The organism is Streptomyces sp. NPDC045846, assembly GCF_056431605.1.
In genome coordinates this window covers 199632-216655 of the sequence record NZ_JBWKKJ010000010.1, presented here as the reverse complement: position 1 = coordinate 216655, position 17024 = coordinate 199632, and the positions used below count along the sequence as shown (strand labels likewise).

At 72.9% G+C, this 17024-nt stretch carries 10 protein-coding genes; 2 read left to right on the top strand and 8 right to left on the bottom strand.

Annotated elements, in window-relative coordinates; all coding sequences use genetic code 11:
- Positions 1 to 11: 11 nt before the first annotated feature.
- The 5 genes from AC07F3_RS28035 to AC07F3_RS28015 form a co-directional block, all read right to left on the bottom strand.
- On the bottom strand, positions 12 to 1424 hold the full coding sequence (locus AC07F3_RS28035; RefSeq protein WP_479117203.1) for a lysine N(6)-hydroxylase/L-ornithine N(5)-oxygenase family protein: 1413 nt from the start codon (positions 1422 to 1424) through the stop codon (positions 12 to 14).
- On the bottom strand, positions 1421 to 2815 hold the full coding sequence (locus tag AC07F3_RS28030; RefSeq protein ID WP_479117202.1) for a pyridoxal phosphate-dependent decarboxylase family protein: 1395 nt from the start codon (positions 2813 to 2815) through the stop codon (positions 1421 to 1423). The genes AC07F3_RS28035 and AC07F3_RS28030 overlap by 4 nt, the downstream gene beginning before the upstream one ends.
- Before the next feature lie 172 nt (positions 2816 to 2987).
- Positions 2988 to 5477 (bottom strand): aminopeptidase N, encoded by a 2490-nt coding sequence (pepN, locus tag AC07F3_RS28025; RefSeq protein ID WP_479117201.1) that lies wholly within the window; start codon positions 5475 to 5477, stop codon positions 2988 to 2990.
- A 245-nt stretch (positions 5478 to 5722) separates the two neighbouring features.
- Positions 5723 to 6025, bottom strand: a complete 303-nt coding sequence (locus tag AC07F3_RS28020; protein ID WP_479117200.1) for a chorismate mutase — start codon at positions 6023 to 6025, stop codon at positions 5723 to 5725.
- A gap of 11 nt (positions 6026 to 6036) precedes the next feature.
- Positions 6037 to 6924, bottom strand: a complete 888-nt coding sequence (locus tag AC07F3_RS28015; protein WP_479117199.1) for a helix-turn-helix domain-containing protein — start codon at positions 6922 to 6924, stop codon at positions 6037 to 6039.
- 128 nt (positions 6925 to 7052) lie between these two features.
- Here AC07F3_RS28015 and AC07F3_RS28010 point away from each other — a divergent pair, with 128 nt between their 5' ends.
- Positions 7053 to 8819: a glycoside hydrolase family 35 protein gene (locus tag AC07F3_RS28010; protein ID WP_479117198.1), complete on the top strand. Its 1767-nt coding sequence runs from the start codon at positions 7053 to 7055 to the stop codon at positions 8817 to 8819.
- 708 nt (positions 8820 to 9527) lie between these two features.
- Here the strand turns inward: AC07F3_RS28010 and AC07F3_RS28005 are convergent.
- From AC07F3_RS28005 to AC07F3_RS27995, 3 genes are all read right to left on the bottom strand, one after another.
- Entirely contained in the window at positions 9528 to 12608 is a 3081-nt protein-coding gene (locus AC07F3_RS28005) for an endo-alpha-N-acetylgalactosaminidase family protein (protein ID WP_479117197.1), read from the bottom strand.
- A gap of 1116 nt (positions 12609 to 13724) precedes the next feature.
- Entirely contained in the window at positions 13725 to 14888 is a 1164-nt protein-coding gene (locus AC07F3_RS28000; RefSeq protein ID WP_479117196.1) for a sensor histidine kinase, read from the bottom strand.
- Positions 14889 to 14895: 7 nt separating this feature from the next.
- Complete coding sequence (locus tag AC07F3_RS27995) at positions 14896 to 15549, bottom strand: response regulator (protein WP_479117195.1); 654 nt, start codon at positions 15547 to 15549, stop codon at positions 14896 to 14898.
- 160 nt (positions 15550 to 15709) lie between these two features.
- Between AC07F3_RS27995 and AC07F3_RS27990 the strand changes: the two genes are divergently transcribed.
- Positions 15710 to 16600 (top strand): hypothetical protein, encoded by an 891-nt coding sequence (locus AC07F3_RS27990; protein ID WP_479117194.1) that lies wholly within the window; start codon positions 15710 to 15712, stop codon positions 16598 to 16600.
- The last annotated feature ends 424 nt before the right edge of the window (positions 16601 to 17024 follow it).

Below are 17024 nucleotides of genomic sequence, written 5' to 3'. Positions count from 1 at the left end.
TTCGTGGTGCGTCACCGCTGTTCGATGAGCGGTACCAGGCCCCCTGGCTGTTGTGCCGGGCGGGCCTGGCTCGTTTTGGTGAGGCCGAAGGTGGTGAAGGCGGTGCGGGTGGGCAGGGGGTAGGGCTCTTTGCCGGTGAGGGAGTTGAGGATGGTGGCGCTGCGCCAGGCGGCGAGGCCGAGGTCGGGGGCGCCGACGCCGTGGGTGTGCTGTTCGGCGTTCTGGACGTAGACGTGGCCGGTGACGGAGGCGTCGAGGACGAGTTTGTAGTCGGTGTCGACGCGGGGCCGGGCGGCGTTGTCGTAGCGCATGTAGGGGTCGAGTCCGGCGAGCAGGGGGCCGAGGGGGCGTTCGCGGTAGCCGGTGGCGAGGACGACGGCGTCGGTGGTGATGCGGTCGCGTACGCCTTGCTGGGTGTGTTCGAGGTGGAGTTCGACTTTGGTGGTGGCGACGCGGCCGGCGGTGCGGACGGTGACGCCGGGGGTCATGGTGACGTCGGGCCAGCCGCCGTGCTGGGTGCGGCGGTAGAGCTCGTCGTGGATGGCGGCCATGGTGTCGGCGTCGATGCCTTGGTGGAGCTGCCATTGGCGGGGCAGCAGCTGGTCGCGTACGGGTTCGGTGAGGGCGTGGAAGTAGCGGGTGTAGTCGGGGGTGAAGTGTTCGAGGCCGAGCTTGGAGTACTCCATGGGGGCGAACGCTTCGGTGCGGGCGAGCCAGGTGATCTTTTCGGCGCCGACGGGGCGGTGGCGCAGGAGGTCGAGGAAGACTTCGGCGCCGGACTGGCCCGAGCCGATGACGGTGATGTGTTCGGCGGCGAGGAGTCGTGCGCGGTGGTCGAGGTAGTCGGCGCTGTGGAGGACGGGGACGGTGGGGGCTTCGGCGAGGGGTTTGAGGGGTTCGGGGATGTGGGGTTCGGTGCCGATGCCGAGGGCGAGGTTGCGGGCGTGGGAGCGGCCGAGTGCCTGGGCTTCGCCGTGGGGGTCGAGGTGGGTGAAGTCGATCTCGAACAGGGCGCGTTCGGGGTTCCAGCGGACGGCGTCGACCTGGTGGGAGAAGTGGAGGTCGGTGAGGTTTTCGCTGACCCAGCGGCAGTAGGCGTCGTATTCGGTGCGCTGGATGTGGAATTTCTCGGCGAAGTAGAACGGGAAGAGCCGTTCGCGGTGCTTGAGGTAGTTGAGGAAGGTCCAGGGGCTGGCGGGGTCGGCGAGGGTGACGAGGTCGGCGAGGAAGGGGACTTGGAGGGTGGTGCCTTCGATGAGGAGGCCGGGGTGCCAGTGGAAGGCGGGGCGCTGTTCGTAGAAGGCGGTGTCGAGTCCGCCGGGTACGCCGTGGGCGAGGGCGGCCAGGGAGAGGTTGAAGGGGCCGATGCCGATGCCGACGAGGTCGTGGGGGTGGTCTTGGGTGGTGGGGGGTTGGGGCGTCATCGGGGGGTGCCTTCCGTGGTGGTGCTGGGGGTGGTGGCGCTGAGGGTGGTGTCGATGAGGGTGTGCAGGTCGTGGGGGGTGAGGTGGGGGTTGAGGAGGGTTGCTTTGAGCCAGAGGCGGCCGTCGGCGCGGGCTCTGCCGAGGGTGGCGGTGCCGTGGGTGAGCAGGGTGCGGCGGATGTGGGCGACGGTGTGGTCGTCGGCGTGGTGGGGGCGGAAGAGGACGGTGGAGATGGCGGGCTGTTGGTAGAGCTCCAACTGGTCGTGCTGGTCGATGAGTTGGGCGAGGTAGCGGGCGCTGGCGCAGACGCGGTCGATGAGGTCGGCGAGGCCGGTGCGGCCGAGGGCGCGCAGGGTGACGGCGATTTTGAGGGCGTCGGCGCGGCGGGTGGTGCGCAGGGAGCGGCCGAGCAGGTCGGGCAGTCCTGCGTCGGTGTCGTCGTCGGCGTTGAGGTAGTCGGCGGTGTGGGTGAGGGGGGTGAGGCGGTGGGGGTCGGCGACGGCGAGGAGGCCTGCGGCGGCGGGTTGCCAGCCGAGTTTGTGCAGGTCGAGGCTGACGGTGTCGGCGCGTTCGAGGCCGTTCAGTTGGTGGCGGTGGCGGTCGCTGAAAAGGAGGGGTCCGCCGTAGGCGGCGTCGACGTGGAGTGCGGCGTGGTGGGTGGCGCACAGGTTGGCGATGGCGGGGAGCGGGTCGATGGCGCCGGTGTCGGTGGTGCCGGCGGTGGCGACGACGAGGAGGGGGTGGTGGTGGAGGTCGGTGAGGGCGGCTCGGAGGGCGGCGAGGTCGGTGGTGCCGGTGGGGGCGGGTACGACGACGGGGTCGGGCAGGCCCAGGAGCCAGGCGGCGCGGTGGATGGAGTGGTGGGTGTGGGCGCCGCACACGATGCGGGGCGGGCCGTGGTGTTCGCGGGCGAGGAGGAGGGCGAGCTGGTTGGACTCGGTGCCGCCGGTGGTGATGAGGGCGTCGCCGTGGGGCCAGATCTCCTGGGCGAGGGTGCGGGTGAGGAGGGCTTCGAGGGCGGAGGCGGCGGGGGCCTGGTCCCAGGAGTCCAGGGAGGGGTTGAGGGCGCTGGCGGCGAGGTCGGCGGCGGCCGCGAGGGCGAGGGGCGGGGTGTGGAGGTGGGCGGCGCAGTGGGGTTCGGCGGGGTCGGCGGCGCCTTCGGTGAGGGCGCTCACGAGGGTGGTGAGGGCTTCTTCGGCGCCGGTGCCGTGGGTGGGGAGGAGGTCGCGGGCGGCGTCGTGGACGCGCTGGGCGACGGTGTGGGGGCCGCCGCCGGGCAGCGGGCCGCCGCGGGTCTTCGCCCCTTGGGCGAGGGCGTCGAGGACGACGTCGAGGAGGGGGCGCAGGGCCCCGGGTCCTGTGGTGCCTCCGGCGAGGGGCGGGGGGTGCATGGGGTTCCTTCGGGTGTGCGAGCAGCGGCTCCTCCAGCGTGGTCCGGTGTCGGCCGGTGGAGCCGCTGTGCACAACGATCTCAACCCGAAAGTGGTACTGCCTTGCGGTGGGGGCGAGTTGGAGAGGGTGAGTCCTGGTATGGCCCTGTCAGGTGCGGGGCCGGGGCGGGGGTCAGCGGCGGATGCCGAGCGCGCGGCGCAGGTCGTCGATCTGGTCGATGAGTTTGCGGCGCAGGGCGGGCAGCAGGTCGTCCTGGGCGAGGCAGGTTTCGCCGAGGCGCAGGGCGTGCTCGTCGACGGCGGGGGTGGGGAAGGCGTAGCGGCCCGCGGCGTCGGCGATGGCGGGGCCGCGGCGGGCGGCGAGGGGGACGACGTCCTGGTAGTAGCGGGCGACGTAGGGCTGGAGCAGGTCGGCCTGTTCGGGTTGCCAGAAGCCTTGTGCGGTGGCGGTGAAGAGGTAGTTGGACAGGGTGTCGCCGTGGAACATGGCGGTCCAGGCGGCTTCCTTGGCGTGGGTGGCGGGCAGGGCCGCGCGGCAGCGGGCGGCGCCTTCCTCGCCGGTGGCGCTGGGGTCGGCGGTGAGGTGGGCGGCGATCTCGGTGTCGTCGGTGGCGCCGAGGACGGCGAGGCGGGTGAGGATGCGCCAGCGCAGTTCGGGGTCGAGTTCGGGGCCGCCGGGGACGCTGCCGTCCTCCAGCCAGCCGCGCAGGGTGTCGGGCTGGGTGGCGGCGTCGATGAAGTGGCGTACGGCGGTGAGGCGCAGGCCGGGGTTGCTGCCGTCCTCGGTGCGGCGCAGGAGGTCGCGGGTGAGGTCGGTGAGCAGGGTGAGGGCGGCGGGGCGTTCGGTAGGGGTGAGGTAGCGGTCGGTGATCTGGCCGGCGGCGAAGGTGAGGACGCCTTGGACGACGGCGAGGTCGGCTTCCTCGGTGAGGTGGGCGCGGGCGGTCTCCAGGTAGGCGGCGGGTTCGAGTTCGCCGTCGCGGACCATGTCGCGCAGGGTGTTCCACAGGACGGCGCGGGTGAGGGCGTCGGGTACGCCGGACAGGGAGCGCAGGGCGGTGTCGGCGGAGGTGTCGTCGAGGCGGACCTTGGCGTAGGTGAGGTCTTGGTCGTTGAGGACGAGGAGGGCGGGGCGGCGTCCGGGGCGTACGGTGGCGGATTCGCCCTGGGGGACGTCGATGTCGAGGTGTTCGCGCAGGACGAGGTCGCGGCCGTCGCCGAGGTCGCGGTCGTAGGCGCCGACGGTGAGGCGGTGGGGGCGTTCGCCGTGCCGGGTGACGGTGAGGTGCCAGGAGCCGTCGGCTTCGTGGACGGTGGGGGTGAGGGTGTCGACTCCGGTGGTGCCGAGCCATTGCCGGGCCCAGGCGTGGACGTCGCGGTCGGTGGCTGAGGCGAGGGATTCGATGAAGTCGGCGAGGGTGGCGTTGGCGAACTTGTGCCGGGCGAAGTGGGTGTTGATGCCGGTGAGGAAGTCCTTCTCGCCGAGCCAGGCGACGAGTTGGCGCAGTGCCGAGGCGCCCTTGGCGTAGGAGATGCCGTCGAAGTTGAGCATGGCGGACGCGGTGTCGGGGACGGCTTCGGGGGCGGGGGCGACGGGGTGGGTGGAGGGGCGCTGGTCGGCGTCGTAGCCCCAGGCCTTGCGGACGATGCCGAAGTCGACCCAGGTGTCGGTGAAGCGGGTGGCTTCGGTGAGGGTCTGGTAGCCCATGTATTCGGCGAAGGACTCGTTGAGCCAGATGTCGTCCCACCAGCGCAGGGTGACGAGGTCGCCGAACCACATGTGGGCCATTTCGTGGGCGATGACCATGGCGCGGGTCTGGCGTTCGGTGTCGGTGACGGCGGAGCGGTAGATGAATTCGTCGCGGAAGGTGACGAGTCCGGGGTTCTCCATGGCGCCGGCGTTGAATTCGGGGACGAAGGCCTGGTCGTAGGAGTCGAAGGGGTAGGGCTCGGCGAACTTCTCGTGGTAGCGGTCGTAGCACTGCCGGGTGATCTCGAAGAGTTCGTCGGTGTCGGCGTCGAGGTGGGGGGCGAGGGAGCGCCGGCAGTGCAGGCCGAAGGGGAGGCCGGCGTGTTCGGTGGTCACCGAGTGCCAGGGGCCTGCGGCGAGTGCGACGAGGTAGGTGGAGATGAGGGGGGTGGTGGCGGCTTTCCACCGTCCGTCGTCCTGCTGGGTGGTGATGCCGTTGGCGAGGACCTTCCAGCCGTCGGGAGCGGTGACGGTGAGGTCGAAGGCGGCCTTCAGGTCGGGCTGGTCGAAGGCGGCGAAGACGCGCTGGACGTCTTCCATGAAGAGCTGGGTGTAGGTGTAGGTCTCGCCGTCGGCGGGGTCGGTGAAGCGGTGGAGGCCTTCGCCGGTGCGGGAGTAGTGCATGACCGCGTCGATGTGCAGTTCGTGGGGGCCCGCGGTGAGGGCGGTCAGCGCGAGCCGGTTCTCGGTGAGGGCCTCGGGGTCCAGGGGGGTGCCGTCGAGGGTGACCGAGTGGAGCGTCGCGGGCTTGAGCTCGACGAAGGTGTCCCCGGCCGTGCGTGCGGTGAAGTGGATGGCGGTGCGGGACGTGAAGGTGTCCTCGCCGGTGGTCAGGTCGAGCTCGATGCGGTACCGCTGTACGTCGAGGAGCTGGGCTCGGGTCTGCGCTTCGTCGCGCGTCAGTACGGACATGGGGGCCATGCTGCCTGAAACGGGCGGGTCCGCACAGGGGCTGAGGTGCTGTCGCGGTGGGGGTGGCGGGCCGGGTCCGGGTGGCGGGGGTGGGCCGGGTGCGGCGTCGCGCTTTCGTGCCGCGGGTGGGCACCGCGGGTCTCGCCCGGGGGCGGTGCGGTGCCGGTCACCGGTCCGGCGGGAGTGGGCGAGACGCGGCTCGCGGTCGGGCATGCCGCCGACCTGCGCCTGCGTGGGGCGGGGGGTCAGGCGGACTTGGCGATGGTCTCGTGGTGCCGGATGACCTCGGCGATGATGAAGTTCAGGAGCTTCTCGGCGAAGGCCGGGTCGAGTTTGGCGTTCTCGGCGAGGCGGCGCAGCCGGGCGATCTGTTCGGCTTCGCGCGTGGGGTCGGCCGGGGGCAGCCTGTGTTCGGCCTTGAGGTGGCCGACCTGCTGGGTGCATTTGAAACGCTCGGCCAGCATGTGCACGACGGCCGCGTCGATGTTGTCGATGCTGTCGCGGAGCCGGTTCAGCTCGGCCTGCACGGAGGGGTCGATCGTGGTCATGGTCGTCGAGCTTACGTGGCGTGGCCCGCGATGGTGGGCGGGTGTTCAGGATCCGGGATCTGGTGGCTCCAGCCGCCCGGCACGGCCCGGCCCTGCTGTTCGCGGAAGCGGACGGGGGCGATGCCGACGCGGCGGGTGAACAGGCGGGAGAAGTAGGCGGGGTCGTCGTAGCCGACGCGGCGGGCCACGGCCGCGACCGGCAGTTCCGTGGCGGCGAGCAGTTCCTTGGCGCGGCCGAGGCGGATGCCGAGGAGGTAGTCCTTGGGGCTGCAGCCGGCCGCGCGGCGCACCGCGGTGCGCAGTTCGGCGGGGGTCATGCCGTGCCGGGAGGCGTGTTCGGCCACCGACAGCGGCCGGAAGGCGTCGCGGGCCAGGGCGTCGAGGACGGGGTCGCCGTCGGGGGCGACGTCCGCGCGGGCGCGGCGCAGCGCGACGAGCAGTTCGTGGACGGCGGCCGCGGTCTCGACCTCGAGGAGGGGGTTGCCGCGCCGGGCGGCCCGGGCGATGCGGCCGACGGCGGCGCGGGCGCCGACGGTGTCGCCGAGCGGTACGACGGGGCGGTCGGGTTCGATGTAGCCGAGTTCGGTGTAGGTGGCGGTGGCCGGGCCGGTGAAGTCGACGAAGGATTCGTCCCAGCCGGTGGCGGGGTCGGGTCCGTAGTGGTGGGGTACGCCGGGGGTGAGCCAGATCAGGGCGGGTGCGGTGACGGGGACGCGCCGGCCGTCGGCGCCGCGGAACCAGCCACTGCCGGCGCCGATCACGACGGCGACGTGGTGGTCGAGGGTGCGGGGTCCGACGGTGGGCAGTGTGCCGTGCTGGAGTCCCACCCCGAGGCAGACCAGGCCGAGCCGGTGGTGGGCCGGGCTCGGGGTGAAATACCGCATCCAGGTGTGATACATGCCGGTTTCCGCTCTCTGCCGGTTCCCCCTTGTGTCCAATCAGCGCCGATCTTTGTCCATGGACCGGCGGCGCGCCAGGGGCAAGAGTGGCCTGGCGTAGTGACCGAGAGAGATGGGCGGGCCGGCCGGTGGGCGACTTCACCGTGGGGGACGAGGATTTTCTGCTCGACGGGCGGCCGGTGCGCCTGCTGTCGGGTGCGCTGCACTATTTCCGGGTGCACGAGGCGCAGTGGGGGCACCGGCTCGCGATGCTGCGGGCGATGGGCCTGAACTGCGTCGAGACGTACGTTCCGTGGAATCTGCACGAGCCGTTCCTGGGGCGGTACGAGGACGTGGGGGCGCTGGGCCGCTTCCTGGACGCGGCCCACGAGGCGGGGCTGTGGGCGATTGTCCGTCCCGGGCCCTACATCTGCGCCGAGTGGGAGAACGGCGGGCTTCCGCACTGGCTGTCGGGCCGGCTCGGGCGGCGGGTGCGGACCGACGACGCGGAGTACCTGGTGCAGGTGAACCGCTGGTTCCGCGCCCTGCTCCCCCAGGTCGCCGAGCGGCAGGTCGACCGGGGCGGGCCGGTGCTCATGGTGCAGGTGGAGAACGAGTACGGCAGTTACGGCAGTGACCGGGGCTATCTGCGCCACCTCGCCGATCTGCTGCACGAGTGCGGGATCACGGTGCCGCTGTTCACGTCCGACGGCCCCGAGGACCACATGCTGACCGGTGGCTCGCTGCCGGGGGTGCTGGCGACGGCGAACTTCGGCAGCGGGGCGCGCGAGGCCTTCGCGGTGCTGCGCTCGCACCAGCCGTCGGGGCCGCTGATGTGCATGGAGTTCTGGTGCGGGTGGTTCGACCACTGGGGGGCGGAGCACGTCGTGCGGGACGCGGCGGACGCGGCGGCCACGCTGCGCGAGATCCTGGAGTGCGGGGCGTCGGTCAACATCTACATGGCGCACGGCGGCACCAACTTCGCGGGCTGGTCGGGGGCGAACCGGGCGGGTGAGCTGCACGTGGGGGCGCTGGAGCCGACGGCGACGTCGTACGACTACGACGCGCCGATCGACGAGGCGGGCCGGCCGACGGAGAAGTTCTGGCTGTTCCGCGAGGTGCTGGCGGCGTACCAGGGCGACGGCGCGTCGCTCCCCGAACTTCCGCCGCTCGCCGAGGAGTTGACGGGCTCCTTCCGTATCGGTCCGGACGGCTGGGCGTCGCTGGACGACGTCCTCGATGTCCTGGGCGGCGAGGAGCACGAGGCTCCGGTCCCGCCGACGTTCGAGGAGCTGGACGTGGACCGGGGCCTGGTCCGCTACCGCCTGGACGTGCCCGGGCCCCGGCAGCCGTATCCGCTCGGGGTGCTCGGCCTGCGCGACCTGGCGACGGTGTACGTCGACGGGGTGCGCGCCGGGGTCCTGGACGCCGAGGACGCCACGCTGCCCGAGCCCGTGCCGGGGGGCGCGGCGGTCGAGCTGTGGGTGGAGTCGCTGGGCCGGGTCAACTACGGGCCGTACAGCGGGGAGTCGAAGGGGATCACGGGCGGGGTGCTGCACGAGCGGCAGTATCTGCACGGGGTGCGGGCGCGGGGGCTGCGGCTGGACGCGTTCGACTCGGCGGAGGCGGTGGCGAAGGTGCCCTTCCGGGAGCCGTCGGGTGCGGGGGCTCCGGGGCTGTACCGGGCCCGCCCCGACCTGCCGTCCGAGGCGTCCGCGGCCTCGTTCGCGCGGCTTCGGTTGCCGGGGTGGGGGCGGGGGTTCGTGTGGGTGAACGGGTTCTGTGTGGGGCGGTATTGGGGGGTGGGGCCGCAGGGGGCTCTGCATGTGCCGGGGCCGGTGTTGCGGGGTGGGGTGAACGAGGTGTGGGTGCTTGAGCTGGAGGGGGCGGGTGAGGTGGTGGCGCTGGGTGGCTGAGTCTTCCCCACCCCGCCCCTTCCCGAGACCCTCCGGGGGTGTGACGGCGCGCGCGGGTGTCTCCGACCGCCTAAGCGTGCTCCCGCGGCCCGCCGTTCGCCCGCGGACCGTGCGCCGCTGATCGCGCAGTTCCCCGCGCCCCTGGCAGGGTTGCCCCTTGGCCGCATGCGGGCCGACGCCCGCTCCCGCCCACCCACGTTCGGCTGCGGACCGTGCGTCGCTCGTCGCGCAGTTCCCCGCGCCCCTAGCGGGGTGGGCGCTGGCCGCATGCGGGGCGACGCGTGCCCCCGCCCCACTCGCGGTCGCCTGCGGACCGTGCGTCGCTCGTCGCGCAGTTCCCCGCGCCCCCACCAGGGTTGCCCCTTGGCCGCATGCTGGGCGACGCCCGCTCCCGCCCGCCCACGTTCGGCTGCGGACCGTGCGTCGCTGATCGCGCAGTTCCCCGCGCCCCTGGCAGGGTTGGCCTTGGCGGGGTGTGGGCCGTTCCTGGCTCCGGGGGGCCGGTATGGGCATAGCCAGCCTGTCCGGCGTTTGAGGACGAGCGCCGTTCAGGCGCGGGCGGGGGCCGGGGCGGAGCCCCGGATGGGGGTGGGGGCGCAGCCCCCACCGGGGGGTCTGGGGGCGCAAGCCCCCAGGGGCGGGACCATTCAACCCCTTGCACGGGCGGGTGGGTGGGAGAACTCCCCCGGGGGCCGGGGGCACCCCGCGTTAGATCTGCGCCGCTTCGAACGCGTCCAGTACGAACTCCGCCAACCCGTCGTCCCCGACCTTCCGCAGGCCCACCCAGGCCGCCCCCGCCGCCGGGGCGGTGAACTCGTAGGAGAACAGGGTGGGTTGCGTGGCGACCGGCAGCGCGACCCGGGTCAGCTCGCGCGGGGCCGGTTCGTCGACCGCCGTGACCCAGGCGTACTGCCCGGCCTTCTCGTTCTCGTACCGGAAGGAGACCCGGTAGCGGCGGCCCGGCAGGAAGCGGACGGTGTGGTCGACGGTGCGGTAGACCAGGCCGTCGTTCTCGCCCCGGGACTTCAGGGACTCCGTGCCGTCGACGACGTCGTCGATCGCCTTGCCGTTCCAGCCGCGCTGGGTGAACGGGGCGTGCCGCTGGGCGATGTGGGTGCGCGGGTCGGTGGCGCCGCCCGCGTCGCCCTTGACGAAGACGCCCCAGCCGGAGGGGACGTTCTGGAAGTCCTCGTACGCGATCGTGCCCGGCTTGGCGGTGGGCGCGGCGGCCACGACGCGGAGGTTGTCGAAGCGGATCCGGGCCGCACCCGCGTCGGCGCGCAGGGTGAGGGTGACGGGCCCGCCTCCCGAGGGGACGGTGAAGGGGACGGACATGCGCTGGAAGCGGGTGCCGTGCTTGCGGTCGGCGGCGACGTAGTTGCCCGCGGTGGAGGCGTCGGTCCAGTTGGTGGCGGTGACCCCGTCGGCGGTGCGCAGTTCGAGCGCCGCCCGGCGCCGCTCCCCCGGGCTCTCGCCGACCTCGACCTGGACGGAGGCGGAGTAGGTGCCGGGTGCCAGGCGGGCCAGGCGGCGGCTGAGGGTGGCCGCTCCCCCGGCCGGCAGGACGAGTTCGTAGTCGCCCAGCGCGCTCGCGGTGACCCGCGCGGCGCCGGTGACCTGCCAGCCCCGCAGTGTGCCGGAGTTGAATCCGGGGTCGGGAACGGGCGTGAACTGGCCCCAGCCCGGGTCCTGCTGGGCGCGGGCGGGCCGCCGGTGGACGACGTAGGGCTGGCCGGGGGCGGCGTCCTGGATGGTGACGGTTCCGGCACGGACCGGGAGGTCGCGGACGTACACCCGGCCCTGGTCGGTCAGCCGGTACAGGTACGCGGTGCGCAGCCCCGTCCAGCCGCGCGGCAGGCGCCAACTGCTGCTGCCGCCGGCCGGGTTGTAGTGGTAGAGCTTCGCCGGGTCGGTGGCGTCGCGGGGCTCCCAGGGCAGGAGGTAGGTCCCGCCGTCGTAGACGAGGCGGTCGTCGGTGGTGATGCGGCGGGTGCCCGAGGCGTCGGAGACGGAGGTGCGGGTGGGGCCCGCGAAGGTGATCTCGTGGTCGGTCCAGCGCTGCACGGGGTGGGCCTGGAGGTATTTGGCGGGCAGCGATTCGGTCCAGATGAGGTCGTAGAACGCCTTCCAGTCGGTCTTGCCGGTCCAGCCCTCGAAGTTGCCCATGTGGGCGTGGCCGAGCAGGGTGGGCCACTTGTTGGCGAAGACGTCCTTCTGGTGGTGCCGGATGAAGCGGATGAGCTGGGAGTTGATGCCGCGCGAGGTGTCGGGGCCGTAGTCGGTCTCGTTCGCCCAGTGGGACCACAGCGAGGAGCGTTCCAGTCCGTGGCCCCATTCGGAGGCGACGATCCAGCCCTGGTCGCGCAGCGCGCGCTGAAGGCGGTCGGAGGTCCAGCCCGATTCGCGGAAGACGTCGAGGTAGATGGCGTTCAGTGCCGGGTCGGCTTCGTGGCGCAGGTCGGCGAAGCGCTGGATGATGTCGCCGGAGACGAGGTCGCGGCGCTGGTCGATGCGGTAGGACTGGTCGAGCCAGTCCCACTGCCGGTTGGTCTTGTCGACGAGGGTCTCGGAGAAGGCGTGGGCGACCGGGTAGGACTCGGTGGCGTTGACGTGGACGGCGAAGTCGCTGTTCCACTTCTTGCCCTCCCGCACCAGGGAGTTGAGGTCGGCGAGGCCGCCCGCCCGCTTGTTGTGGTTGCCCGCGTAGTCGGGGTGGGCGGAGTCGTGGCCTTCGGACTGGTAGCCCTTGAGCAGGGTGTACTGGCGCAGCCCGTCGGTGGCCAGGGAGATCCGCTTGACGTTGTCGAGGGTGGTCAGGAACGGGTTGGTGGCCTGCGAGGCGAAGTTGAACGGGATGTGCGGGACGACCCTGAGGTGCTGTTCGTCGGCGCCGAGCGGGTTGACCATGATGTCGCGGAAGGCGATGGCGGCGTCCTGCCAGTCGACGACGCCGTCGCCGCCCCGGTCGCGGGTGACGATGACGGTGGCGTACGGGAGGGGTTCGGTGGCGCCGGCGGGTGAGGTCGCGGCGCGGTGGGTCCACTGGCCGGGGGTGAGCTGCGTCTTGGTGTAGCCGTCCCGTTTGAGGGTCTGGCGCCACAGTCGGCCGTTCTCCCAGGTGGTGCCGGCGGCGCTGTCGGGCTTGTCGTAGACGGTGTTGGTCTCGATGGCGCCGCCGAGGGCGTGGTGGGCGAGGACGGCGTAGGCGCAGCCGGTGGGCTGGGCGTCGGGGGCGGTGTCGGCGGTGGGGGTGACGAGGGTGTCGCCGCTCTTGGCCTTGTCCAACTGGACCTTGGCGGCCAGGAGTTGGGCGCCGGGCTGCTCGCTGCGTACGGAGAGCAGGGCGAGGCCGGGGATCTGGAGGGTGCCGACGCGCAGGGCGGCGGTGTCGTCGATGCGGGTGACGCGCCAGTCGACGCACCAGTCCCGCACGCGGATCTCGACGCCGATCCGGGTGCCGCCGTCGAAGGCGAGCGTGTAGGCGACGCGGTCCGGGCCCGGGCGGGCGGTGACGCGGGGGGTGTGGGGGACGCCGTCGATGAGGACGTCGGTGACGGTGTCCTCCTGGCCGTGCAGGACGGCGCCGCGGGCGCGGTCGGTGTACGAGACGATGCGCGGGAATCCGGTGGCGACGCGGACGTCGAGTGCGGCGGAGCGCACCACCGTCTCTCCCGCCGCCGGTCCGGCGGCGCGCGCCGTCGAGGGGATGCCCAGGGCGGCTCCGGCGCCCGCGAGGGCGGTGGCGGCGACGACCGTTCTCCGCTTCGGCCCGTGGTGTTCGGCGTTCACGCTCGCTCCTTCTCGTGACGGCTTCCGGTGCGGGCCACGATGTGCCGCCGGGGGCGGCCGCGCCCATGGACAAAGGAGGGAAGGGTGTTGGACTAACGGGTTCCGGTGGCGGGTGGGACTTCGGGCCGGCGCCGCCCGGTGGGCGTTTACCGGTCGCCGGGGCGGCAGGCGGGGGCGGTTGAATCGGCACAAAGGATCTGCCCCTGGTCTATGCCGAGGGAAGGAACTCCTGTTGCCCGTCGCGCTCTCGCGGGCCTCGCGGAATCCCCGCTGCCCGAAAGGCGCGCGCGGCGGCGAAAGTCCGCTTACTTCTTTTCGGTCAGACCCTCCGGAACGGTTCGACCACCGAATGTGAGCCCCTACTGTTGTTCCTGCGAGCGCGGGCCGTGATCGAATCCGCGGCGCGGACGGGGTCGCTGCGCGGCTGGCCGGGGGCCTCGGCCCACCGGACGTGGAGGACTTCGCCCTTCGGGGAGCACAAGGGGGAAAAGCCGATGGTGCGGGTGAAGCGGAACAGCAGGGACGGGGGAATCGCCCGGTGCGCCGGGCGGTGGTACGGAGTTGGCGAACGCCGTACGGACCGGTGGCGCAGAATCGGAACATCGGGGCGGGCCGGTCTTTTCAGCACGGACAGATGCCGACGGATCCGCATTCCCGGCGACCCGGACGGCAATGGTCCGGACTTTCGGCCGTGAGAGCGTCGGTAATCCCGGACTCGTAGGTCCCGGCATTCGGCCCCGTGGGTTCCGCCGGAATTGACCGGCATGCGGGCCGCCGCTCCATTGACACGTGGCGCGCGCGAGAGCGGCCCGGCCGGGTCGCCGGATCATCCACCGATCGGCAGGCAGCAGCGAGCCGACGTCACCCGGCCACCGATGCCGGAGATCAGCGGCCCGGTCTTCCTCGACACCGAGAGGGGGCGCGGAGGACGTCGTCGAGCGGGCGATCCGCGGAGCTGACCATCCGCGGGATGCCGGACCGCATGCGTGCCCCCCTGCCTGCCCGTCTCCCACTGGGCCCCCGAACCCCCCGGCCGCCTCCGCATCGGCAGCCGGGGCCGGGGCGGACCCGGGGGCCCGGTCGCCCCGGCCCACCGGGCCCGCCCCCCTGTTCCCGTCAGGCCCGCCGCTCCCGGTCCGGTTCGTCGAGCGGGACGACGGCGGTGAGCTGCCAGCCGCCTTCCGGGGCGGGGCCCGCGGCGAGCTCGCCGCCCATCGCCGCGACCCGTTCGGCGAGGCCCGCCAGGCCGAAGCCGCCGCCGCGCGCCTGTTCGGCGAGCTCGGCCGCGCCGGAGCCGTCGTCGGCGACCCGCACTTCGAGTCCGTGGGAGGTGGTGCGGATGCCGATGCGTACGGCCGTGGCGTCGGCGGCGTGTTTGCGCACGTTGGTCAGCGCCTCGCGGACCACCCGGTGGGCGAGGGCCGCGGCGTCGCCGGGCAGCCGCTCGTCCAGGCCGCTCTCCACGTAGAGCACGGCCGGGGGTCCGGCCCGCGAGAAGCGGGCGGCGAGTTCGCGGACCTGGGCGATCCCGGCCACCGGCTCGGTCTCCGGATCGCCCTCGCGCAGCACCCGCACCAGGCGCCGCATCGCGCCGAGCGCCTCGCCGCCCGCCTCCTCGATGCGGGCGAAGGACTCGGCGGCGCGTTCGCCGGAGACGGCGGTGAAGCGTGCGGCCTGGGCCTGCACGACGATGCCGGTGACATGGTGGGCGATCAAGTCGTGCAGTTCCCGGGCGAGTTCGAGGCGCTCGGCGGTCCGCACGGCTTCGAGGTCACGGATCCGCTGGCCCGACTGGGCGCGCAGCAGGAGCGAGTACGCGCTCACCACGACGGCGAGCACCGCGAACAGCAAAGTGAAGCGTCCGGGCTGGGCGTCGCGTACCGGCGCCGCCATGCAGCCGAGGCCGAGCGCCGGGCCGAGGACGGCGGCGGTGCGGGCGGGGGCGTACAGGAGGACGGAGGAGAGCAGCACCAGGAGCGCGATCGCCTCGCCCATGCCCCAGACGATCTCGGGGCGGCCGGTGAAGAGCAGCGCGGTGGCGGTCCAGCTGACGACGGCCGCGGTCCAGGCGCGCGGGACGAGCGGGATCCTCGCCCAGGGCACCGCGCAGACACACACCATGATCCCGGCGCTCCACACGATGGCGTGGGGGCGGGTGGGCTGGCGGGCGAGCGCCACGCCTTCGTAGGTGACGAGGGCGACGAGGACGGCGGCGAGCACCGGCCGGGCGGTGGCGGCGGCGCGCGGATGGCGGCCCAGCCAGCTGCGTACGGGACTCACGGGCGGCTCACGCGGCGCTCGTGGCGAGTCCGCTCTCCCAGGCCCAGGCGGCGATCTCCACCCGGTTGCGGGCGCCGAGTTTGCCCTGGACGTTGGCGAGGTGGGTCTTGACGGTGGACAGCGACACGTACAGCTCGCCCGCGATCTCGGCGTTGGTGGCGCCGCGGGCCAGACAGCGCACGACGTCGCGTTCGCGTTCGGTGAGCGGCTCCGAGGGCGCGCGCACGCCTCCGGCGGGACGGGCCTCGGCGAGCTCCTTCAGGAGCCGCACGGTGATCGCGGGCGAGACGAGGGAGTCCCCGGCCGCGGCCGCGCGGACCGCCTCGACGAGCATCTCGGGGCTGGCGTCCTTGAGGAGGAAGCCGGAGGCTCCGCCGTGCAGCGCCGCGTGGACGTACTCGTCGAGGTCGAAGGTGGTGCAGATGACGATGCGGGGCCGGTCGCGGCCGGCCAGGCGCCGGGTGACTTCGAGCCCGTCCAGACCGGGCATCCGGATGTCGAGGAGCAGCACGTCGGGGCGCAGGCGTTCGACGGCTTCGAGGGCGGCGTGCCCGTCGACGACATCGGCGAGGACCTCGATGTCGGACCTGCTCTCCAGGATCATGCGGAACCCGGTCCGGACCATTTCCTGGTCGTCCGCGATGACCACTGTGATCGACATGCCCCTATATGAGCAGGTTCGGCCGGATTCCCGCAAATTCGGGGCGCCCGCCGGACCACGCGTCCCGGCGGGAGGCGGACGGCGTGTCCGCACGGGGGGCCGCCGGGCCCCGTCCCCGTACAGTGGAATCCTCTCCGCGGTCGGGAACGGGGGTGGCAGGGTGGGCGCCGAGAGCCCCGTCGTGCACGGGTATCCGCACCTCGCCACGGTGCGCGCGGCCATCACCGCGCTGCACCGGCGGCTGTCCTTCGAGGGCCTGCGGGGGTACGCGGTCAGCGTGCTCCCCGCCGACGTGGCCTTCGCCGACCACGACGACCTGCACCTGGGGGCCCAGCGGGTGGCCCGCGCCCTCGTCCAGCACCTGCGTCTGCCCGAGGCCCGGATGATCGTCGGGTTCCGCGAGATGCGGCACGCGGCCAGCGTCGAACTGGCCGCGGGACCCGAGTACTTCATCGAGCTGAACGACCGCTTCCGGACGCATCGCCGGGACATCGGGGCCGCGCTCGCGCACGAGATCACCCATGTGCTGCTCCACCGCCTGGACCTCACGTTCCCGGGCACCCGCGACAACGAGATCCTCACCGACACCGCGACCACCTACCTCGGCGCGGGCTGGCTGCTGCTCGACGCCTTCCGCGAGGACCAGCTCTCCAGCCAGAAGCTCGGCTATCTGACCCCGGAGGAGTTCGGGTACGTCCTGGCCAAGCGGGCCGAGCTGTTCGGCGAGGACCCCTCACCCTGGTTCACCAGCCCGCAGGCGTATCCCGCGTACACGGCGGGCGCGGCCCTGGCGCGCCGGGACGCCCAGCAGCCCCCTCTCGTGGCGGCGGGCTGGGCGGGGCGGCGGCGCTACGCCAAGGACCGCCGGTACGCCCAGGAGCACGGCGCCTCGACCGGGCCCGGGACCCCCTACTCCTTCGAGCCCGGCCCGGACGGATTGCGCGTCCGCTTCGCCTGCCCGACCTGCTGCCAGCGGATCCGGGTGGCGGTGCGGGGGCGGGTTCGGGCGCGGTGCGGGGTGTGCGGGGCGGTGCTGTCCTGCGACACGTAGCGCTCCGCGGGGGGGGGTGGGTGTTCTGGGTGCGGGCCGTCGTGGTTTTGCGCAGTTCCCCGCGCCCCTTATCGGTTCGACTGCGGGCCGTCGTGGTTTTGCGCAGTTCCCCGCGCCCCTATTGGTTTCGACTGCGGGCCGTCGTGGGCTGGTCGCGCAGTTCCCCGCGCCCCTTATCGGCTCGGCTGCGGGCCGCCGTCGGCCGGTCGCGCCGTTCCCCGCGCCCCCTATCGGCTCGGCTGCGGGACGTCGTCGGCCGGTCGCGCAGTTCCCCGCGCCCCTTATCGGTTCGGCTGCGGGACGTCGTCGGTCCGGCGCGCCGTTTTCCGTGCCCCTCAAGGCCGGGGCGCTCATGTGGGGGAGTCGTGTGGTGGGGCAGGCCGTATTTCCGAGGGGTGCCCTGGGGCGGGGGGTGGTGCGGGGG

What these genes read in the sequence shown, in the direction of transcription:
- AC07F3_RS28035 (WP_479117203.1), bottom strand. Translation starts at nt 1,424, where the DNA reads ATGACGCCCCAACCCCCCACCACCCAAGACCACCCCCACGACCTCGTC.
- AC07F3_RS28030 (WP_479117202.1), bottom strand. Translation starts at nt 2,815, where the DNA reads ATGCACCCCCCGCCCCTCGCCGGAGGCACCACAGGACCCGGGGCCCTG.
- pepN (WP_479117201.1), bottom strand. Translation starts at nt 5,477, where the DNA reads ATGTCCGTACTGACGCGCGACGAAGCGCAGACCCGAGCCCAGCTCCTC.
- AC07F3_RS28020 (WP_479117200.1), bottom strand. Translation starts at nt 6,025, where the DNA reads ATGACCACGATCGACCCCTCCGTGCAGGCCGAGCTGAACCGGCTCCGC.
- AC07F3_RS28015 (WP_479117199.1), bottom strand. Translation starts at nt 6,924, where the DNA reads ATGTATCACACCTGGATGCGGTATTTCACCCCGAGCCCGGCCCACCAC.
- AC07F3_RS27995 (WP_479117195.1), bottom strand. Translation starts at nt 15,549, where the DNA reads ATGTCGATCACAGTGGTCATCGCGGACGACCAGGAAATGGTCCGGACC.